General features: G+C 65.3%; 10 protein-coding genes. 5 read left to right on the plus strand and 5 right to left on the minus strand.

Features of this window, described 5'->3' with window-relative positions; genetic code table 11:
- Positions 1-11 precede the first annotated feature (11 nt).
- The 3 genes from IGS74_RS02320 to IGS74_RS02330 are packed head-to-tail and all read left to right on the plus strand — an operon-like array spanning position 12 to position 5,921.
- On the plus strand, positions 12-875 hold the full coding sequence (locus IGS74_RS02320; protein WP_192389046.1) for a hypothetical protein: 864 nt from the start codon (positions 12-14) through the stop codon (positions 873-875).
- Entirely contained in the window at positions 853-2,472 is a 1,620-nt protein-coding gene (locus tag IGS74_RS02325; protein WP_246722834.1) for a DNA polymerase Y family protein, read from the plus strand. Before IGS74_RS02320 ends, IGS74_RS02325 begins: the two co-directional genes overlap by 23 nt.
- The gene (locus tag IGS74_RS02330) at positions 2,469-5,921 is read left to right on the plus strand and encodes an error-prone DNA polymerase (RefSeq protein WP_192389048.1); all 3,453 of its coding nucleotides are present in this window, start codon (positions 2,469-2,471) and stop codon (positions 5,919-5,921) included. Before IGS74_RS02325 ends, IGS74_RS02330 begins: the two co-directional genes overlap by 4 nt.
- A 17-nt stretch (positions 5,922-5,938) precedes the next feature.
- On the opposite strand, the gene IGS74_RS02335 is transcribed toward IGS74_RS02330, so the two are convergent.
- From IGS74_RS02335 to cueR, 4 genes are all read right to left on the minus strand, one after another.
- Positions 5,939-7,114 carry an HlyD family efflux transporter periplasmic adaptor subunit gene (locus IGS74_RS02335; protein ID WP_192389050.1) on the minus strand — a complete coding sequence of 392 codons (1,176 nt, stop codon included), beginning with the start codon at positions 7,112-7,114 and terminating at the stop codon, positions 5,939-5,941.
- Positions 7,111-9,198: an ATP-binding cassette domain-containing protein gene (locus tag IGS74_RS02340; RefSeq protein WP_246723106.1), complete on the minus strand. Its 2,088-nt coding sequence runs from the start codon at positions 9,196-9,198 to the stop codon at positions 7,111-7,113. Before IGS74_RS02340 ends, IGS74_RS02335 begins: the two co-directional genes overlap by 4 nt.
- 2 nt (positions 9,199-9,200) lie before the next feature.
- Entirely contained in the window at positions 9,201-10,676 is a 1,476-nt protein-coding gene (locus IGS74_RS02345) for a TolC family protein (protein WP_192389061.1), read from the minus strand.
- A gap of 201 nt (positions 10,677-10,877) precedes the next feature.
- Positions 10,878-11,321: a Cu(I)-responsive transcriptional regulator gene (cueR, locus tag IGS74_RS02350; protein WP_192389063.1), complete on the minus strand. Its 444-nt coding sequence runs from the start codon at positions 11,319-11,321 to the stop codon at positions 10,878-10,880.
- Positions 11,322-11,407: 86 nt separating this feature from the next.
- On the opposite strand from cueR, the gene IGS74_RS02355 reads away from it, so the two are divergent.
- Complete coding sequence (locus tag IGS74_RS02355; protein WP_192389065.1) at positions 11,408-11,869, plus strand: MarR family winged helix-turn-helix transcriptional regulator; 462 nt, start codon at positions 11,408-11,410, stop codon at positions 11,867-11,869.
- Here the strand turns inward: IGS74_RS02355 and cobF are convergent.
- Positions 11,858-12,619, minus strand: coding sequence for a precorrin-6A synthase (deacetylating) (cobF, locus tag IGS74_RS02360; protein WP_192389067.1), 762 nt, complete (start codon positions 12,617-12,619; stop codon positions 11,858-11,860). The two genes, IGS74_RS02355 and cobF, sit on opposite strands and share 12 nt — an antisense overlap.
- 99 nt (positions 12,620-12,718) lie before the next feature.
- Between cobF and cls the strand changes: the two genes are divergently transcribed.
- Positions 12,719-14,131 (plus strand): cardiolipin synthase, encoded by a 1,413-nt coding sequence (cls, locus tag IGS74_RS02365; protein WP_246722843.1) that lies wholly within the window; start codon positions 12,719-12,721, stop codon positions 14,129-14,131.
- Positions 14,132-14,134 lie beyond the last annotated feature (3 nt).

The raw sequence follows: 14,134 nt of genomic DNA on the forward strand, positions 1-14,134 counted from the left end.
TGCCACCGTCATTGCCGGACAAAGCCCGACAACTGGCGGAATTGCGAGATCGGATCGCACGTCTGGAAAAGGCGTCGCCGGCACTGGATGCCGGAAGCGAAACGGCGTCCGGCGGGCAATTCGTGCCCCTGCGCGTGGCTTCGGCAGACAGGGTGCTCGGGGGCGGATTTCCATCCGCGGCGCTGACCGAGATCCGACTTGCCGAACCGCGTGGTGGCGGTGGCGGGGCGGGCTTCCTGGCCGGGGTGGCCAGCCTGTGCGGCGCTTCCGCCGAACGTCCCTTGCTGTGGATCAGCGAACGGCACGTCAAGGCGGAGCTCGGCGTCTTCTATGCTGCCGGCCTGCGGACATTCGGGCTGGACCCGTCTTCCCTGCTTCTGGTGCATACGCGGCGGTTGCAGGAGGCCCTTTGGGCGGCGGAGGAGGCGGCCGGTTCGGGCGGTGCGGCGCTGGTCGTGCTCGAAGTGTCCGGCAACCCGCATCTTCTGGGGCTGGAAGGAACACGGCGACTGCATGTGCGGGCCCGTGCAAGCGGCCTTCCGCTGGTGCTTTTGCGACAGGCCGGGCGGCCGGAGGCCACCGCGGCCCCGCTGCGCCTGCAAATTGCCCCGGCCGCCGCGGGGGCCGTATCGGACCTTGCCCATATCGGCCGGCTCGTCGGGCAGCCGGCCTTCGATGTCGCGGTGGAAAAATCGGCGTCGGGCCGGCCCGGCAGATTTCGACTGGAGTGGAACCAGGATGAGCGACATTTCACCGCCGCCGAGCAAAATTCTGGCCGTGTGCCTGCCTCATCTGTCGACAGACAGGCTGTTTCGCAAAAGCCTTGGCCGGTCCTGGCGCCGGACGTTTCCCTTGCACGGCGTCGCCACGCCTGATTCGCCCGTTGCGGGCAGCCTTGCACCGGAGGCTGCCGCAACGGCGGGCCTGTTCCGCGAGGCATCGGGCAGCGCCCATCGCGCACCGCGCGGGGGTGGGTTGGCGGCCGAGGCGCGGCATCCGGCAGGGCAGGGCGCGCCGGACGGACTCCAGCCGCTGGCGCTCTACGACAAGGATGGCGGCCTCATGCGCATCCGGGCGGCATGCGAGCGCGCCCGCATGGCGGGGCTCGTGCCGGGCCTTTCGCTGGCAGAGGCGCGCGCCCGCTTCCCCTTTGTCCGATACGAGGAAATGGACAGCAGCGCGGATGCCGGATTGCTGGCCGCAATCGCGGATTGGTGCGATCGCTATACGCCGCTGGTTGCGCTGGATGGGCCGGCGGGGCTGTTTCTGGATATTTCCGGCTGCGCGCATCTGTTCGGTGGCGAGGACGGCCTGATGCGCGACCTTGCCCACCGCATGGAAGGGCAGGGCCTGGCGGCCGGGTTGGCCATCGCATCATCGGCCGGGCCGGCTGCCGCGCTGGCCGTCCATGCTCCGGGGACGGTGGCGCGGCCCGGCGAAGAGGTCGGCCTCCTGTCGCCCTTGTCCTGCCGCGCGCTGCGTTTCGAGCCGGCACTGTCGGCGACGCTGGACAGGCTGGGCCTGCGCCGCGTCGGCGAATTGCTGTCCATGCCGCGCGCCTCTCTCGGGCGGCGCTTCGGCGCCGCCTTCATGGAGCAACTGGACTTCGCGATCGGCCGCAGTACCCGCCCCTTGAATCCGCGACGCCCGGTGCCGGCCCTTATTCATGAGCGACGTTTGTTCGAGCCGATCGGGCGAGTGGAGGATATCGAGAACCTCGTCCTGCATCTGGCCCAGCGCCTGAAACCGGACCTCGAGCGTCTGGGGCAGGGTGTGCGCCAGCTCGAACTGTCGCTGTTTCGCGTCGATGGCGTCGTGGAGCGCATCGCCCTTGCCACCGCGCGTCCCATGCGGGACCCGGCCTCCATCCGCCGCCTGTTCTCCGAGCGTCTCAAGGCCATCGGCGACGAGCGCGATGCCGGTTACGGCTATGACCTCCTGCGCCTGTCCGTCTTGTCCATGGATGTCCTCGGCGACGACCAGTCCAACTTCCTGGCAAGCGGCGTCACGGCCGAAAAGATGGTGACCCTGGTGGACAGGCTGACGGCGCGGCTGGGGCCTGGAGCCGTCCAGTCGCTGCGGGACGTAGCTTCGCACTGGCCGGAAAAGGCGCAGGTCCTGGTTGCCGGATTTTCCGGTACCGCCGCAGCCGCGGATACCGCAGAAGAAGGCCTGCCCCGCCCCTTGCGTATTCTGGACCCGCCCGAGCCGGTCGAGGCCATCTCCGTCCTGCCGGAAGGAGAGCCGATCCGTTTCGTCTGGCGGCGGGCCGCGCACAGGGTGCTGCGCCTCGAAGGTCCGGAGCGGATCGAGCCGGAATGGTGGCATGACGACGTCACGACCGCGGCCCCGGGTCTGTTCCGCGATTACTTCCGGATCGAGGACGATGCGGGACGGCGCTACTGGATGTTCCGCGAGGGCCTGGCCGACATGCGGCCGGCCCGCTGGTTCCTGCACGGCATATTCCCATGACCAAGGACACAGACAGGATAGCGGCCGCCTTCCGGCCCATGGGCGCCGGCTTCTGTGAAATCGGCGTCCAGTCGAGTTTTTCGTTTCTGCGGGGGGCTTCCTCTCCGCAGGAACTCATTGGCACGGCAAAGATACTCGGATTGGGAGGCATGGGCCTTGCCGACAGGAACAGCGTGGCAGGGGTGGTCAGGGCCCTGCAGGCTGCGCGCGACTGCGATTTCGCCTTCCGGCCCGGGGTTCGCCTGGTCTTCGCCGACGATACGCCGGATATCCTCGCCTATCCCGAGGATCGGGAGGGTTGGGGAAATATTTGCCGGCTTATCAGTTTGGGAAATCTGCGCGCCGACAAGGGCGAATGCCATCTGGAGCTCGACGATCTCGTGTCATGGAGCGGGCACTGCCGGTTCGCAATGATCTGTCCGCGGACGCTGGCGGGCGCATCGTGGGCCGATATCGCCGATGGTTCGGCGCGGGCACTGACGAAGCTGCATGAGGCTGCGCCCGGCCGCGTCTGGCTGGCGGCCGCGGCCCGGCAGGACGGGCGGGACAGACGTTTCCTGGCCCGCGCGAGCGGTCTGTCGGCGCGAGCGGGCGTGCCCATGCTGGCCACCAACGACGTCCTCTACCATGTGCGGGAAAGGCGGATGCTGGCCGATGTCGTCACGGCCATCCGTACACACGTTCCGCTCTCCCGGGCGGGGCTTCACCTGGCGCGCAATGCCGAGCGTCATCTGCGCGACACGGCGGGCATGGAGTTCCTGTTCCGGGACCACCTGCAGGCCGTGGCGGAAAGCCGGCGCTTCTTCGCTGGGCTGAACTTCAACCTGAAGACATTGCAATACGAGTATCCGGATGAAGGGTTGACCTTGTCGCGCTCGCCGGCGGCCGAACTGCGCCATCTCGCCTATGACGGGGCGAACAGGCTTTTCCCGGCGGGACTCCCGCAGAAGATACGCCACGAGATCGAGCGGGAACTGGCGATCATCGAGCAGAAGCAGTACGAGCCGTATTTCCTGACCGTACACCGCATCGTCGTGGCTGCCCGCGACGTGGGCATACTGTGTCAGGGGCGCGGATCGGCCGCCAATTCCACCATCTGCTATTGCCTCGGCATAACCTCGGTAGACCCGGAGCGCGGCAACCTGTTGTTCGAGCGCTTCATTTCCCCGGAACGGGACGAGCCGCCGGATATCGACATCGATTTCGAGCATGAAAAGCGCGACGACATCATCAACTGGATCTACGAAACCTACGGGCGGGACAAGGCGGCCATCGCCGCGACGGTGATTTCCTATCGCTCGCGTTCCGCCGCGCGCGAGGTCGGCAAGGCTTTCGGCCTGTCGGAGGATGCGGTCGGGGCGCTGTCCGCCTCCGTCTGGGGCACGTCGCATTCGGCCCTCGGTGCCTGGGAGGCGCGCGCGGCAGGCCTCAGCGAAGCCGACCCCACCACGGCCAACGTCCTGCATTTCGCGCATGAGCTTGCCGGCTTCCCGCGCCATCTTTCGCAGCATGTCGGCGGTTTCGTGCTGACGCGTGGCAGGGTGGACGAGACGGTGCCCGTCCTGAACACGGGTGACAAGAACCGGATCATCGTCGAGTGGGACAAGGACGATCTGGAAGAGATCGGCATCCTGAAGATCGATATCCTGGCGCTCGGCATGCTGAGCTGCCTCAAGCGCGGCTTCGCCATGCTGGATGCGCATTATGCCGAGGATTTCGGCGGTCATGCCCCGCTTCGGCTGGGTGTCCTGCCCAAGGAGAAGGAGAGCGGGCCGGTCTGGAAGATGATGGAGCGCGCCGACACGCTGGGCGTGTTCCAGATCGAAAGTCGGGCGCAGATGTCGATGCTGCCCAAGCTCAGACCCAGGGAGTTCTACGACCTCGTCATCCAGGTCGCCATCGTGCGCCCCGGCCCCATCCAGGGAGACATGGTGCATCCCTATCTGCGGCGGCGCATGGGTCTGGAGGATGTCAATTACCAGAAGCCGGAATTGGAGGATGTCCTTGGGCGGACGCTCGGCGTGCCGCTGTTCCAGGAGCAGGCCATGCAGATCGCCATGGTGGCCGCCAATTTCTCCGGCTCCGAAGCCGATGAGCTGCGGCGCGCCATGGCGACCTTCAAGCGCACGGGCAAGGTGCAGGACTTCCGCGACAAGATGATCGGCGGCATGGTCGAAAACGGCTATGATGCTGAATTTGCCGCCCGATGCTTTCGGCAGATCGAGGGCTTTGGCGAATATGGCTTTCCCGAAAGCCATGCGGCTTCCTTTGCCGTGCTCGTCTACGATTCGGCATGGTTGAAATGCCACTATCCGGATGTCTTCGCAGCCTGCCTGCTCAACGCCCAGCCCATGGGGTTCTACGCGCCGGCGCAGATCGTGCGGGATGCACGGGAGCATGGGGTGGAGGTGCGCCCCGTCTGCATCAACGCATCCGATTGGGACAATGGGCTGGAGGAAGCCGCATTCGACGCGACGCGCATGGCGCGCCGCAATCTGGACATGGCGTCCCATATCCGCACCCGCCATGCCGTGCGGCTGGGCTTTCGGCAGGTGAAGGGCCTGTCTGAAGCGCAGATGAAGCATCTTGTGGAGGTGCGCCGACGACGCCCCTTCGATTCCGTACGGGATGTCTGGCTGCGCACGGGATTTGCCCGTGCGGTCGTGGCGCGGCTGGCGGACGCCGATGCCTTTGCCGCGCTCGGGCTTTCCAGGCGCGATGCCCTATGGGCCGCAGAGGCTTTGGATGCCGGCGGAGCGGCCGAGCACCTGCCGCTGTTCGCAGTCGCATCATCGCAGGATCTGCATCGCGAGCCGGAAGCGAACCTGCCGCCGATGCCGCCGGGCGAGGAGGTCGTGAACGATTATCGGTTCCTGTCCATGTCGCTAAAGGCGCACCCCGTATCCTTCCTGCGTGGGGATATGCGCGCCCTGGCGGTAACCCCGCATTCGAGCCTGCCGGATATCCGCTCCGGCCGGCGCCTCACGGTGGCCGGCCTGGTGCTGATCCGGCAAAGGCCGGGTTCTGCCAAGGGCGTGATCTTCATGACGCTGGAAGACGAGACGGGCATCTCGAACGTCATCGTCTGGCCCAAGGTCTTCGAGACCTATCGCGCGGTGGTTCTGGGCGGACGCTTCCTGAAAGTGCGGGGCCGGCTGCAGGCCAGCCACGGCGTTATCCATGTGGTCGCGGAAGAGATCGTCGACCTGACATCCATGCTGGCGCGCATCGCAAGGGGCGGGCTGGAGGGTGCCCGCCTTCTTGCGCCGACGGACCATGTCAAAAGTCCGCTACGCAACCACCGTCCCGATCACCGTGCGCCGTTGCCGCGTTCGGACGAGGTCGCCGAGGCGGCGGCTGCGCTTGGCGCCGCACTGGCCCGCGCCGACGAGGTTCGCCGCCCGGATCCAGGCTCGCATCGCGGAAGCCGCGCCTCCGCACGACGATAGGCGCGTGCTACGTCCGCTTACTTTTCCAGCATGGCGCCGCTGAACGCCTTCACGACCGGCTTCATCAGATATTGCAGAACGGTACGCTGGCCCGTTCGGATATCCACCGTCGCCGTCAGCCCGGGCTTGACCAGAATCTGGTCGGATTTCGCATTCCAGCTCTGATCGTCGTCCAGCCGCACATGGACCCGGTAGTAAGGCGTGCTCTGCCCGTTGGCGGCAGTATCGGTCAGCGTGTCCGGGCTGATCAGGGTGACGCGCCCATGCAGCGAGCCGTAGATGGAATAGTCGAAGGCGTCGATCTTCACCGAGGCCGGCAGGCCTTCCAGCAGCTTGCCGACATTGGCGGGCGGAACCTTTCCTTCGATGATGACCCCGCCATCGGTGGGCGCGATCTGCATCAGTTCGTCACCGGGGCGCAGGACGCCGCCGACGGTGTTGATACGCAGAAACTTCACCACGCCGGTCACCGGCGAGACGAGGTCGGTATGCTTGAGGATATCCTGCCGCTCGTCGATCTTGTAATCGGTAGAGGACAGTTCCTCTTCCAGCTTGGCGACCTCGGCTCTGGCATCCTGGATCGACTTGTTGCGGATGTCGGCGATCTTTCCGTCCAGTTCCAGCACGGCGCGCTGGGCGCGCAGCATGTCCAGCTTGCTGACGTCGCCGTCCTTCAGCAGGCGCTCCGTCATTTCGAGCTCCTGCTTCGCCATCTTGAGGGCTTCGTTCAGGGTATCGAGCGTCTCGTCGATCGCCCGCTGGCGCTGCTCGTGAAGGCGCGTCTGCGCCTCGACGAATTCGGGATACTGGGACAGGTCTTCGTCGAAGCTCAGGTCGCCGTTGACGGCTTCGGCGCGCGCGCGCGCCAGCGATGTGCGCAGGGCGGCCCGCCGGGAGCGGCTTTCCTCGTATCCCGCTTCGGCGCGGCCGCGTTCCAGCACGGCAAGCTTCTGGCCTGCCGTGACGACCTGCCCTTCCTGGACGAGGATCATCGACACGACACCGCCGTCCACCGACTGGATGATCTGCGTGCGTTCGCTTGGAATGATCTGGCCCGTCATGCGGACCGCCTCGTCGATCTCGAAGAAGCCCGCCCATCCCACGAAGATCGCAAGCCCGATTGCCAGCAGGACGGACATTGGAAACCGACGTCCATGGGAGCGGTCGGCATGATGGCTGGTCGTCGTGCTCATGCGGGTACCTTTTCGGCCTGGCCCTGGCTCATCTGCTGAAGGTGACGCAGCACCGCATCGCGCGGGCCGTCCACGACGACCTTGTTTCCTGTCACGACGATCAGCCGATCGACGAGGGAGAGCATCTCCGGCTTGTGGGTGACGATGACGACCGTGTCGTCCTTGCGGATTTCGCGGCGGAGGGCCTGTATGACCATCTCCTCGGTCGCGCGATCCATCGAGGCCGTCGGTTCGTCGAGCAGCCATACCCTGGGCTTGCGAAGGAATGTGCGGGTCAGGTTGACCAGCTGGCGCTGCCCGCCGGACAGCCCGATGCCGCCTTCGAAGATGGGTTGCTGCAGCCCCTTGGGGTGACCGGCTATGACAGCCGTCATGAGCCCGGTAAGCCGCGCAGCCTCCAGTATGGTATCGTCGCCCGGGTCGAGCAGGCCGAGGACGAGATTATCGCGCAGCGTCCCCGCGAAGAGCCGCCCTTCCTGCTGGAGGTAACCGACATTCTCGGCGATGACCGGTTTGGACAGATGGGACAGATCGACGTCGTCGAGGGTGATGCGCCCCTTTCCCGGCTTGTACATGCCGCTCAGGAGCCGCAGCAGCGTCGTCTTGCCGGCGCCGATCGGCCCGATGACGCCGATCTTTTCGCCGGCGTTGATGTCGAGCTTCTCGACCTGGAAGGCGACACGCTCGCCGTAGTAGGAAGCGACCGTTTCGAAGCGATAGCGCCCGCTCAGTTGCGGCAGGATCACCGGATGCTCCTCGCCGTCGTGATCGTCCTTGAGCTGCCACAGCCTGTCCAGCCCCTGGATCGACGCCCGTACGTTGGACCACTGCACGAGCTGGCCGGGAATGGCGGAAACGGGAGCCAGAGCGCGCCCCGACAGGATCGAGCAGGCGATGAGGCCGCCCATCGTCACGTGGCCGGTACTGACGATCAACGCACCGGCGGCAATCAACCCCGAATAGCAGAGCTGCTGCATGGCCGCGGCGATATAGGCCGCATGTTCCGAGACGTGCCGCATCTCCATCTCGTTCTGCCGGGCGTCGTCGGTGACGCTGAGCCAGCGTGACAGCATCCGCCAGCCGCCCTGTCCGGACTTGATCGTCTCCGCGCCCTCGATGGTTTCGACCAGAAGGCCGTTCTTGAGGTTGCTCGCGGCATTCGCCTTCAGCGCCAGGGCGTCCATGCGCCGCCTGTAGTACAGGCCGATGCAGATGCTGGCGACCAGCATCACGACGGGGATCGCGGCAATCCAGCCGACGATCGACCAGATGATGAGGATGAAGAAGATGGCGAAGGGCGCATCGACCAGAAGGTAGGACGACACCGAGGTGAGGAAGGCGCGCACGGACTCGTAGCCGCGGATCTGGGCCGCCAGGGAGCCGACGCTCTTCGGCATCTGGTCCAGCCGCACCGACAGCAGCCGCATGTAGACGGCGCGCGTCAGATGCTGGTCGACGAAGTCGACGAGGCGTTCGTAGGCCGCGCTGCGGGCGTATTTGGAGGCAAGTTCGAACATGATCGCGGCGAAGACGCCGATGGTCAGCACCAGGAGGGTCTGCGTAGCACCGGTGGGAACGACGCGGTCGTAGACCTGCATGGAGTAGAACGAACTGGCGATCGCGATGAGATTGATGAGAACCGTGCTGAGCATGATGTCGCCAAGGGTCTTCCAGTGCGAGAAGACCTCGTCGCGGATCAGATGGAAGACCTTGCTGCTGGACGCCTTGAACGGCAGCGCCATGCGCATGCGGTAGAAGCCCGCATTGGCGACTTCGGTCCAGACGCCCTCCACGAAACCCTGCTTCTCGGCGTCCCAGCTCTCCATGACCCATTGGCCCTGGCTGTTCTGCCCGCGCAGGATAAACCACCGGTCTTCGCTATGGACAACCATCGGCACGATGGCCGGGTCGGGCCGCTGCATCTGCCGAAGCTTCGGCAGATGCAGGCGCGCAATCACGAACTGAAGCTGCGCCAGCGGCTTCGTACCGGCCTTCTCCGCGGCTTCGGCGGCGTCCTTGAGAGCGAGTCGGTCGACGACCTCGCCCTGCAGGGTGGCAAGGCGACTTAGGATTGCGAAAAGCACGCTCAACTGCGTTGCCCTTTCGTGTTCGGAGCAGAGGGTGAAACGCCTTCGGCAAGGATGTGCAGTCGCCACTTGACGATGACGGCGGTTGCCCGCGCCTCGGCCAGCTGGACCTTCATGTCCATGTGCTCGCGCGCCGCGTTCATGACGTCGAGCCAGGTCTTGCGGCCGGCGACGAACTGCCGGTCCCACGAATCCTTGGTCATGCTGGTCGACTGGACGGCGTTTTCCAGATTGCGGATGCGTTCGTCGATCGAGCCGGCCACTGCGAGGTCGGATGACATCTGTTCGACCAGCGACAGCTCGCCCGAGCGGATGGCCAGTTTGGCCACATCGCGGTCGTAGCTTGCGTTCTGTATATCCAGGACGTTCGAGAAGCCGGCACCGAACTGGCTTTGGACGCCGACGAAGACACTGTCGACGGGTTGGTCGATCTTGATGTCCTGGCGTCCATACTGGCGCTGCGCCCGCACGTAGATTTCGGGAGACAGGCTGGAGCGCGCCCGCGCGACCGACTGGTCGGCAACCTTGACCTCCGCGCCGAGACGCCGGAGCAGGGGGCTGCGTTCCCGCGCCTGCTCGATCAGCTGTGGCCCCTTGGACAGATCGACGGATGGGCCGGTCAACTCCTCGGCGAGTTCGCTTGCAACGAGCGGCCCGCCGATCAACTGGCTCAGGGCCGCGATGGAGGTTTCCTCGTTGGTCTGCATCTGGTTGATGCTGACGCGGAGCTGATCCACCCTGCTCTGCAGCATCAGCATGTCGCTCTCGGCCGATGCGCCCGCATCGATCCGCCGGTCGATCAGATGGGCGAGATCCGTGTAGAGTTGCTCGCCGTCCTGCATGGCCCTGCGCTTCAGGCGCGAAGACAGCCATTGGCCGTATTTTTCGAGGATGCTGAGGGAGACGCCCTGCCGCTCATGGTCAAGGTCCGCCTGGGATACCTCCACGCCCGCCTTGGCGCGGCGCAGGGTCGAAGTCAGCCGCCCACCCGTCCACAGCGGTTGCTGCACGCGCAGCACCGTGACGGTGCTGTCGCCATGAAGATACGGGTCGTCCTGGCTTACGGCGTTTTCGACGGAGACGCTCGGCGTCGCCATGAACTGGAGCTTGGCGACATTGACCTGGTTCTGGGCGCTCTGGATCTTGCTGGCCTTGATGCGCAACGACGGACTGTCCCGTTGTGCCCGATCGATCAGGTCGGTGATGCCGTAGCCATTGCCGCGCAGCGGTGTCACCGGGGCGACGGCAGGCGGTTGCGATGGGGTCGGTGCGGCGCCGGAGGTATCGGTGTGGGAACCGGCCTGCGTCGATGCCGCGGCGCCTTGGGAGGCGCTTTGCGCCGGATCGTGCTTGATCAGGTCTGACAGGAAAGCCACGCCCTGACCGCCGTGGGAACCGTCGCCGACCGTACAACCGGCAAGACCCTGCAGGAGGGCCGCGCTGAGGACGAGCCCATATCTGAAATCGCTGCGCATTCGGACCTACTGTTCCAGCCGAGAATTAAAATATCCTAATACATATATATTAATAAACTCATGCATTGCGATGCTGGTCCCTGCTGCCGCATGGGCGCACGGTCTCGATGCCAGCCCCATTGCCGGCACTCAAACATGCAATCGATGACTTGTAAATGCTATAGGTAATAGTGATTGAGATATGAAACGCCCGGCAAAACTTCAGATGCTGTTGAGGCGGTGCATCTGCGGCGAAGCGAGATCGGAAATGCGACCATTTGTCGCTTCCAGTTCCTTGAGGATCGGGCAATCCGGCCTGTCGTCGCCGCGGCAGCCTTCGGCAAGCGTCTCCAGCGTGTCCACCATGGCCTGGATTTCCCGGATCTTGTCTCGCAGGTGACTCAAATGAGCCTCGGCGATGCGTTTGACGTCCCGGCTCGGCCGGCTGCGGTCCTGCCAGAGCGACAGCAACTCGCGGATCTGCTCGATGGTGAAACCGAGATTGCGGGCGCGGCGGATGAAACCGAGCCTATGGATGTCGTCGGGCCCATAGACCCTGTAACCGCTTCGGCTGCGTCCGGCGGGACCGACCAGACCCGTCGCCTCGTAGTAGCGGATCATCTTTGCCGATACGCCGGATGCTGCCGCAGCCTGTCCGATATTCATGGTGCCGGTCCTGTCTCTCGATTCGTCCACCATGTGTGTACCGCAGACGCCTTGCGCAAATTACTTGATATCAACATATTGAATCCATGACGATTTCCAAGACCGACGAGAGACCCGTTCCCTATTCGACGACCCTGCTGGTCCGCGATACATGCATCTGCCTGCATGTGCAGCGCGCGGCGCGGGCCCTTGCCCGCCGCTTCGATGCGATCCTGGCGCCGCACGGCGTGACGAATGGCCAGTTTTCGCTTCTGATGTCGCTGAACCGGCCGGAGCCACCGGGAATGGGTTCTGTCGCCGCCCTCCTGGCGATGGACAGGACGACGCTGACGGCAGCGCTGAAGCCCCTGCAGCGGCGTGGCCTGGTGGAGGTACTGATAGACCCTGCGGACAAGCGCAGCCGCCTCCTGCTGCTGACGCCCGCGGGCCAGGAGATACTGGCGGCGGCCTTGCCCCTGTGGTGCGAGGCGCACGAGCGCCTGGAGCGGCAGATGGGGCCCGGGGTCCTGGACGATCTGCGCGCCGGTCTCGTCGGCCTAGGCGGTTAGCTGCCGGCTGAGGATATAGGAATCCATGATCCAGCCGTGCCTTGCGCGCGCGTCCTGGCGATAGGCCGCGATCGTTCCGGCAAGGGCGTCGAGGGACCCCGCGAACAGCTGCTCCTGCGGCATGCCGACATAGGCCCCATAGTGAATGGCATAGTCCGCGCCGCACGCCTCCCGGAAGGCGTCCCGGCTGTCCAGCATCACCGCCACCGTCTCCGGGCGCTGCGACATCAACGCGGCCAGCCCCCGCCCGGGCGTGATCGTCACGGCGCCGCCGATGGCGTTAAGCGGAATGCGATGCCGGGCCGCCAGCGCCTGCAGGCTGCTGATGCCGGGAATGACGGAATAGTCGACATCGTCCCGCCCGTGGCAGACGGCCCGCATGATGCGCAGCGTGGAATCGTAGAGGGTGGGATCGCCCCACACCAGGATGGCGCCGGATTGTCCAGGCCCGACCTCGGAGTCGATGAGCTCTGCGGTCAACACCCGCTTGCGCGCGTTGAGATCGTCGACAACGGCGCCGTAGCCGCTTTCGCGGCTGGCCCATTGCGGGCTTTCGCCCCATACGAGACGGTATGGCGCGCCGGCCTTGTGCCGTTCGATCAGATGGCGGCGAAGGTCGGTCAGCTGCGCTTTGTCCTCGCCCTTGTCGAACAGGAGGAAGACATCGCTGGCGGCGATCGCGGAGACGGCCTCCATGGTCAGGTGGTCGGGATTGCCCGCTCCGATGCCGATGATGTGAATATGCCGCATGTCTGCCGAACCGTGACCCCTGTGCATCAGGGAAGCTTATGGACAACGCGTGGGCGACCGTCCACCGTTGTCGCCTGATGGACAGGGAGTCGCGTGGCGTTGGACAGCCTCATCAATCTGGGAACTGCCTATCTTCTGGCGGAATGGATCGTCCGCCTCGTGATGCTGGGGGTGGCGCCGTTGCGGCGCACCCCGGATGCCGCCCGAAGCTGGCTGCTGCTCGTGTTCTTCCTGCCGATACCGGGGCTGATCCTGTTTCTGCTGATCGGACGGCCGCGCTTTCCGCCCTGGCGAGCCGCCCGCTTCGCAAGTTTCGCGCCGGCGCGCGATCGCGTCATGGAGGCGATGCGGCACCGCGATCTGCCGGCTCTGCCCCGGCGCGAAACGGAATTGTCGGCCCTGGCAAACCGGGTCGGCGCCTATCCGCCGGTTACCGGCAACCGGCTCGAATGGCTGGGCGATTACGACCGCATGATCGAGCGCCTCGTCGCCGATATCGATGCGGCAAAGCATCAGGTCCATATCCTGGTCTACATTTTCGCGGACGATGAGACCGGTCGGCTCGTCATCGATGCGCTGCTGCGGGCGGTGCGCCGGGGCGTGACGGTACGCGTGCTGATCGACGCGCTCGGCTCGCGCCGCTGGATGAAGCGCACCCTGCGCCTGCTCCGCAGCGGCGGCGTCGACGCGCGTCAGGCACTGCCGCTGCGTTTCCTGCGGGATCGGACGCGCGGCGACATGCGCAATCACCGCAAGCTGTATCTGGTCGATGGCCGCATCGGCTATGCCGGTTCGCAGAACATCGTAGCCAAGGACTTCAGGCCCGGTATCCTAAACAAGGAACTGGTCGTCCGGGTGGAGGGGCCGGCCGTCGCGGCCATGGGCTCCGTCTTCCAGAGCGACTGGTTCCTCGAGACGGAGGAACTGCTGGACGATCCGCCTTTGCCCGAACCCTTCGACGACGGCATGGTCGCCCAGGTGCTGCCTTCCGGCGCGGACTATCCGGTGGAGGGTTTCGAGACGCTGCTCGTGTCGCAGATCAACGCGGCGCGCTCGCGCGTCATCATCACCACGCCATACCTCATTCCCGACGCGGCCCTTCTCAACGCGCTGCGAACGGCCGTATTGCGCGGCGTCGAGGTGCATCTGATCGTCTCGCTGGTGGCCGACCAGCTACTCGTCAGCCTGGCGCAGCGATCCTATTACGACGAACTCCTGCACATCGGCGTGGAAATCCACCGCTACAGGCACTTCCTGTTGCATGCCAAGCATGTCAGCATCGACGGGCGCGTGGCGATCGTCGGGTCCAGCAATGTCGACATCCGGTCGTTTCAACTGAACGCCGAAGTCAGCGTCCTTTTGTACGACGCGGGCGAGGTAGCCATCCTGGAGGGCATTCAGGACGGCTACATCCACGCGTCCGAAAAGGTCGATCCGAAGACATGGCAGGGGCGGCCCCTGAGCCGGAAGCTCATGGAAAACTGGGCGCGCCTGATCAGCCCGCTGCTGTAGAGC

Origin of the sequence: Aureimonas sp. OT7 (genome assembly GCF_014844055.1) — a bacterium.
GTDB lineage: Bacteria > Pseudomonadota > Alphaproteobacteria > Rhizobiales > Rhizobiaceae > Aureimonas > Aureimonas altamirensis_A.

What these genes read in the sequence shown, in the direction of transcription:
- cueR (WP_192389063.1), bottom strand. Translation starts at nt 11,321, where the DNA reads ATGAATATCGGACAGGCTGCGGCAGCATCCGGCGTATCGGCAAAGATG.
- IGS74_RS02355 (WP_192389065.1), top strand. Translation starts at nt 11,408, where the DNA reads ATGACGATTTCCAAGACCGACGAGAGACCCGTTCCCTATTCGACGACC.
- IGS74_RS02335 (WP_192389050.1), bottom strand. Translation starts at nt 7,114, where the DNA reads ATGAGCACGACGACCAGCCATCATGCCGACCGCTCCCATGGACGTCGG.
- cobF (WP_192389067.1), bottom strand. Translation starts at nt 12,619, where the DNA reads ATGCGGCATATTCACATCATCGGCATCGGAGCGGGCAATCCCGACCAC.
- IGS74_RS02345 (WP_192389061.1), bottom strand. Translation starts at nt 10,676, where the DNA reads ATGCGCAGCGATTTCAGATATGGGCTCGTCCTCAGCGCGGCCCTCCTG.
- IGS74_RS02330 (WP_192389048.1), top strand. Translation starts at nt 2,469, where the DNA reads ATGACCAAGGACACAGACAGGATAGCGGCCGCCTTCCGGCCCATGGGC.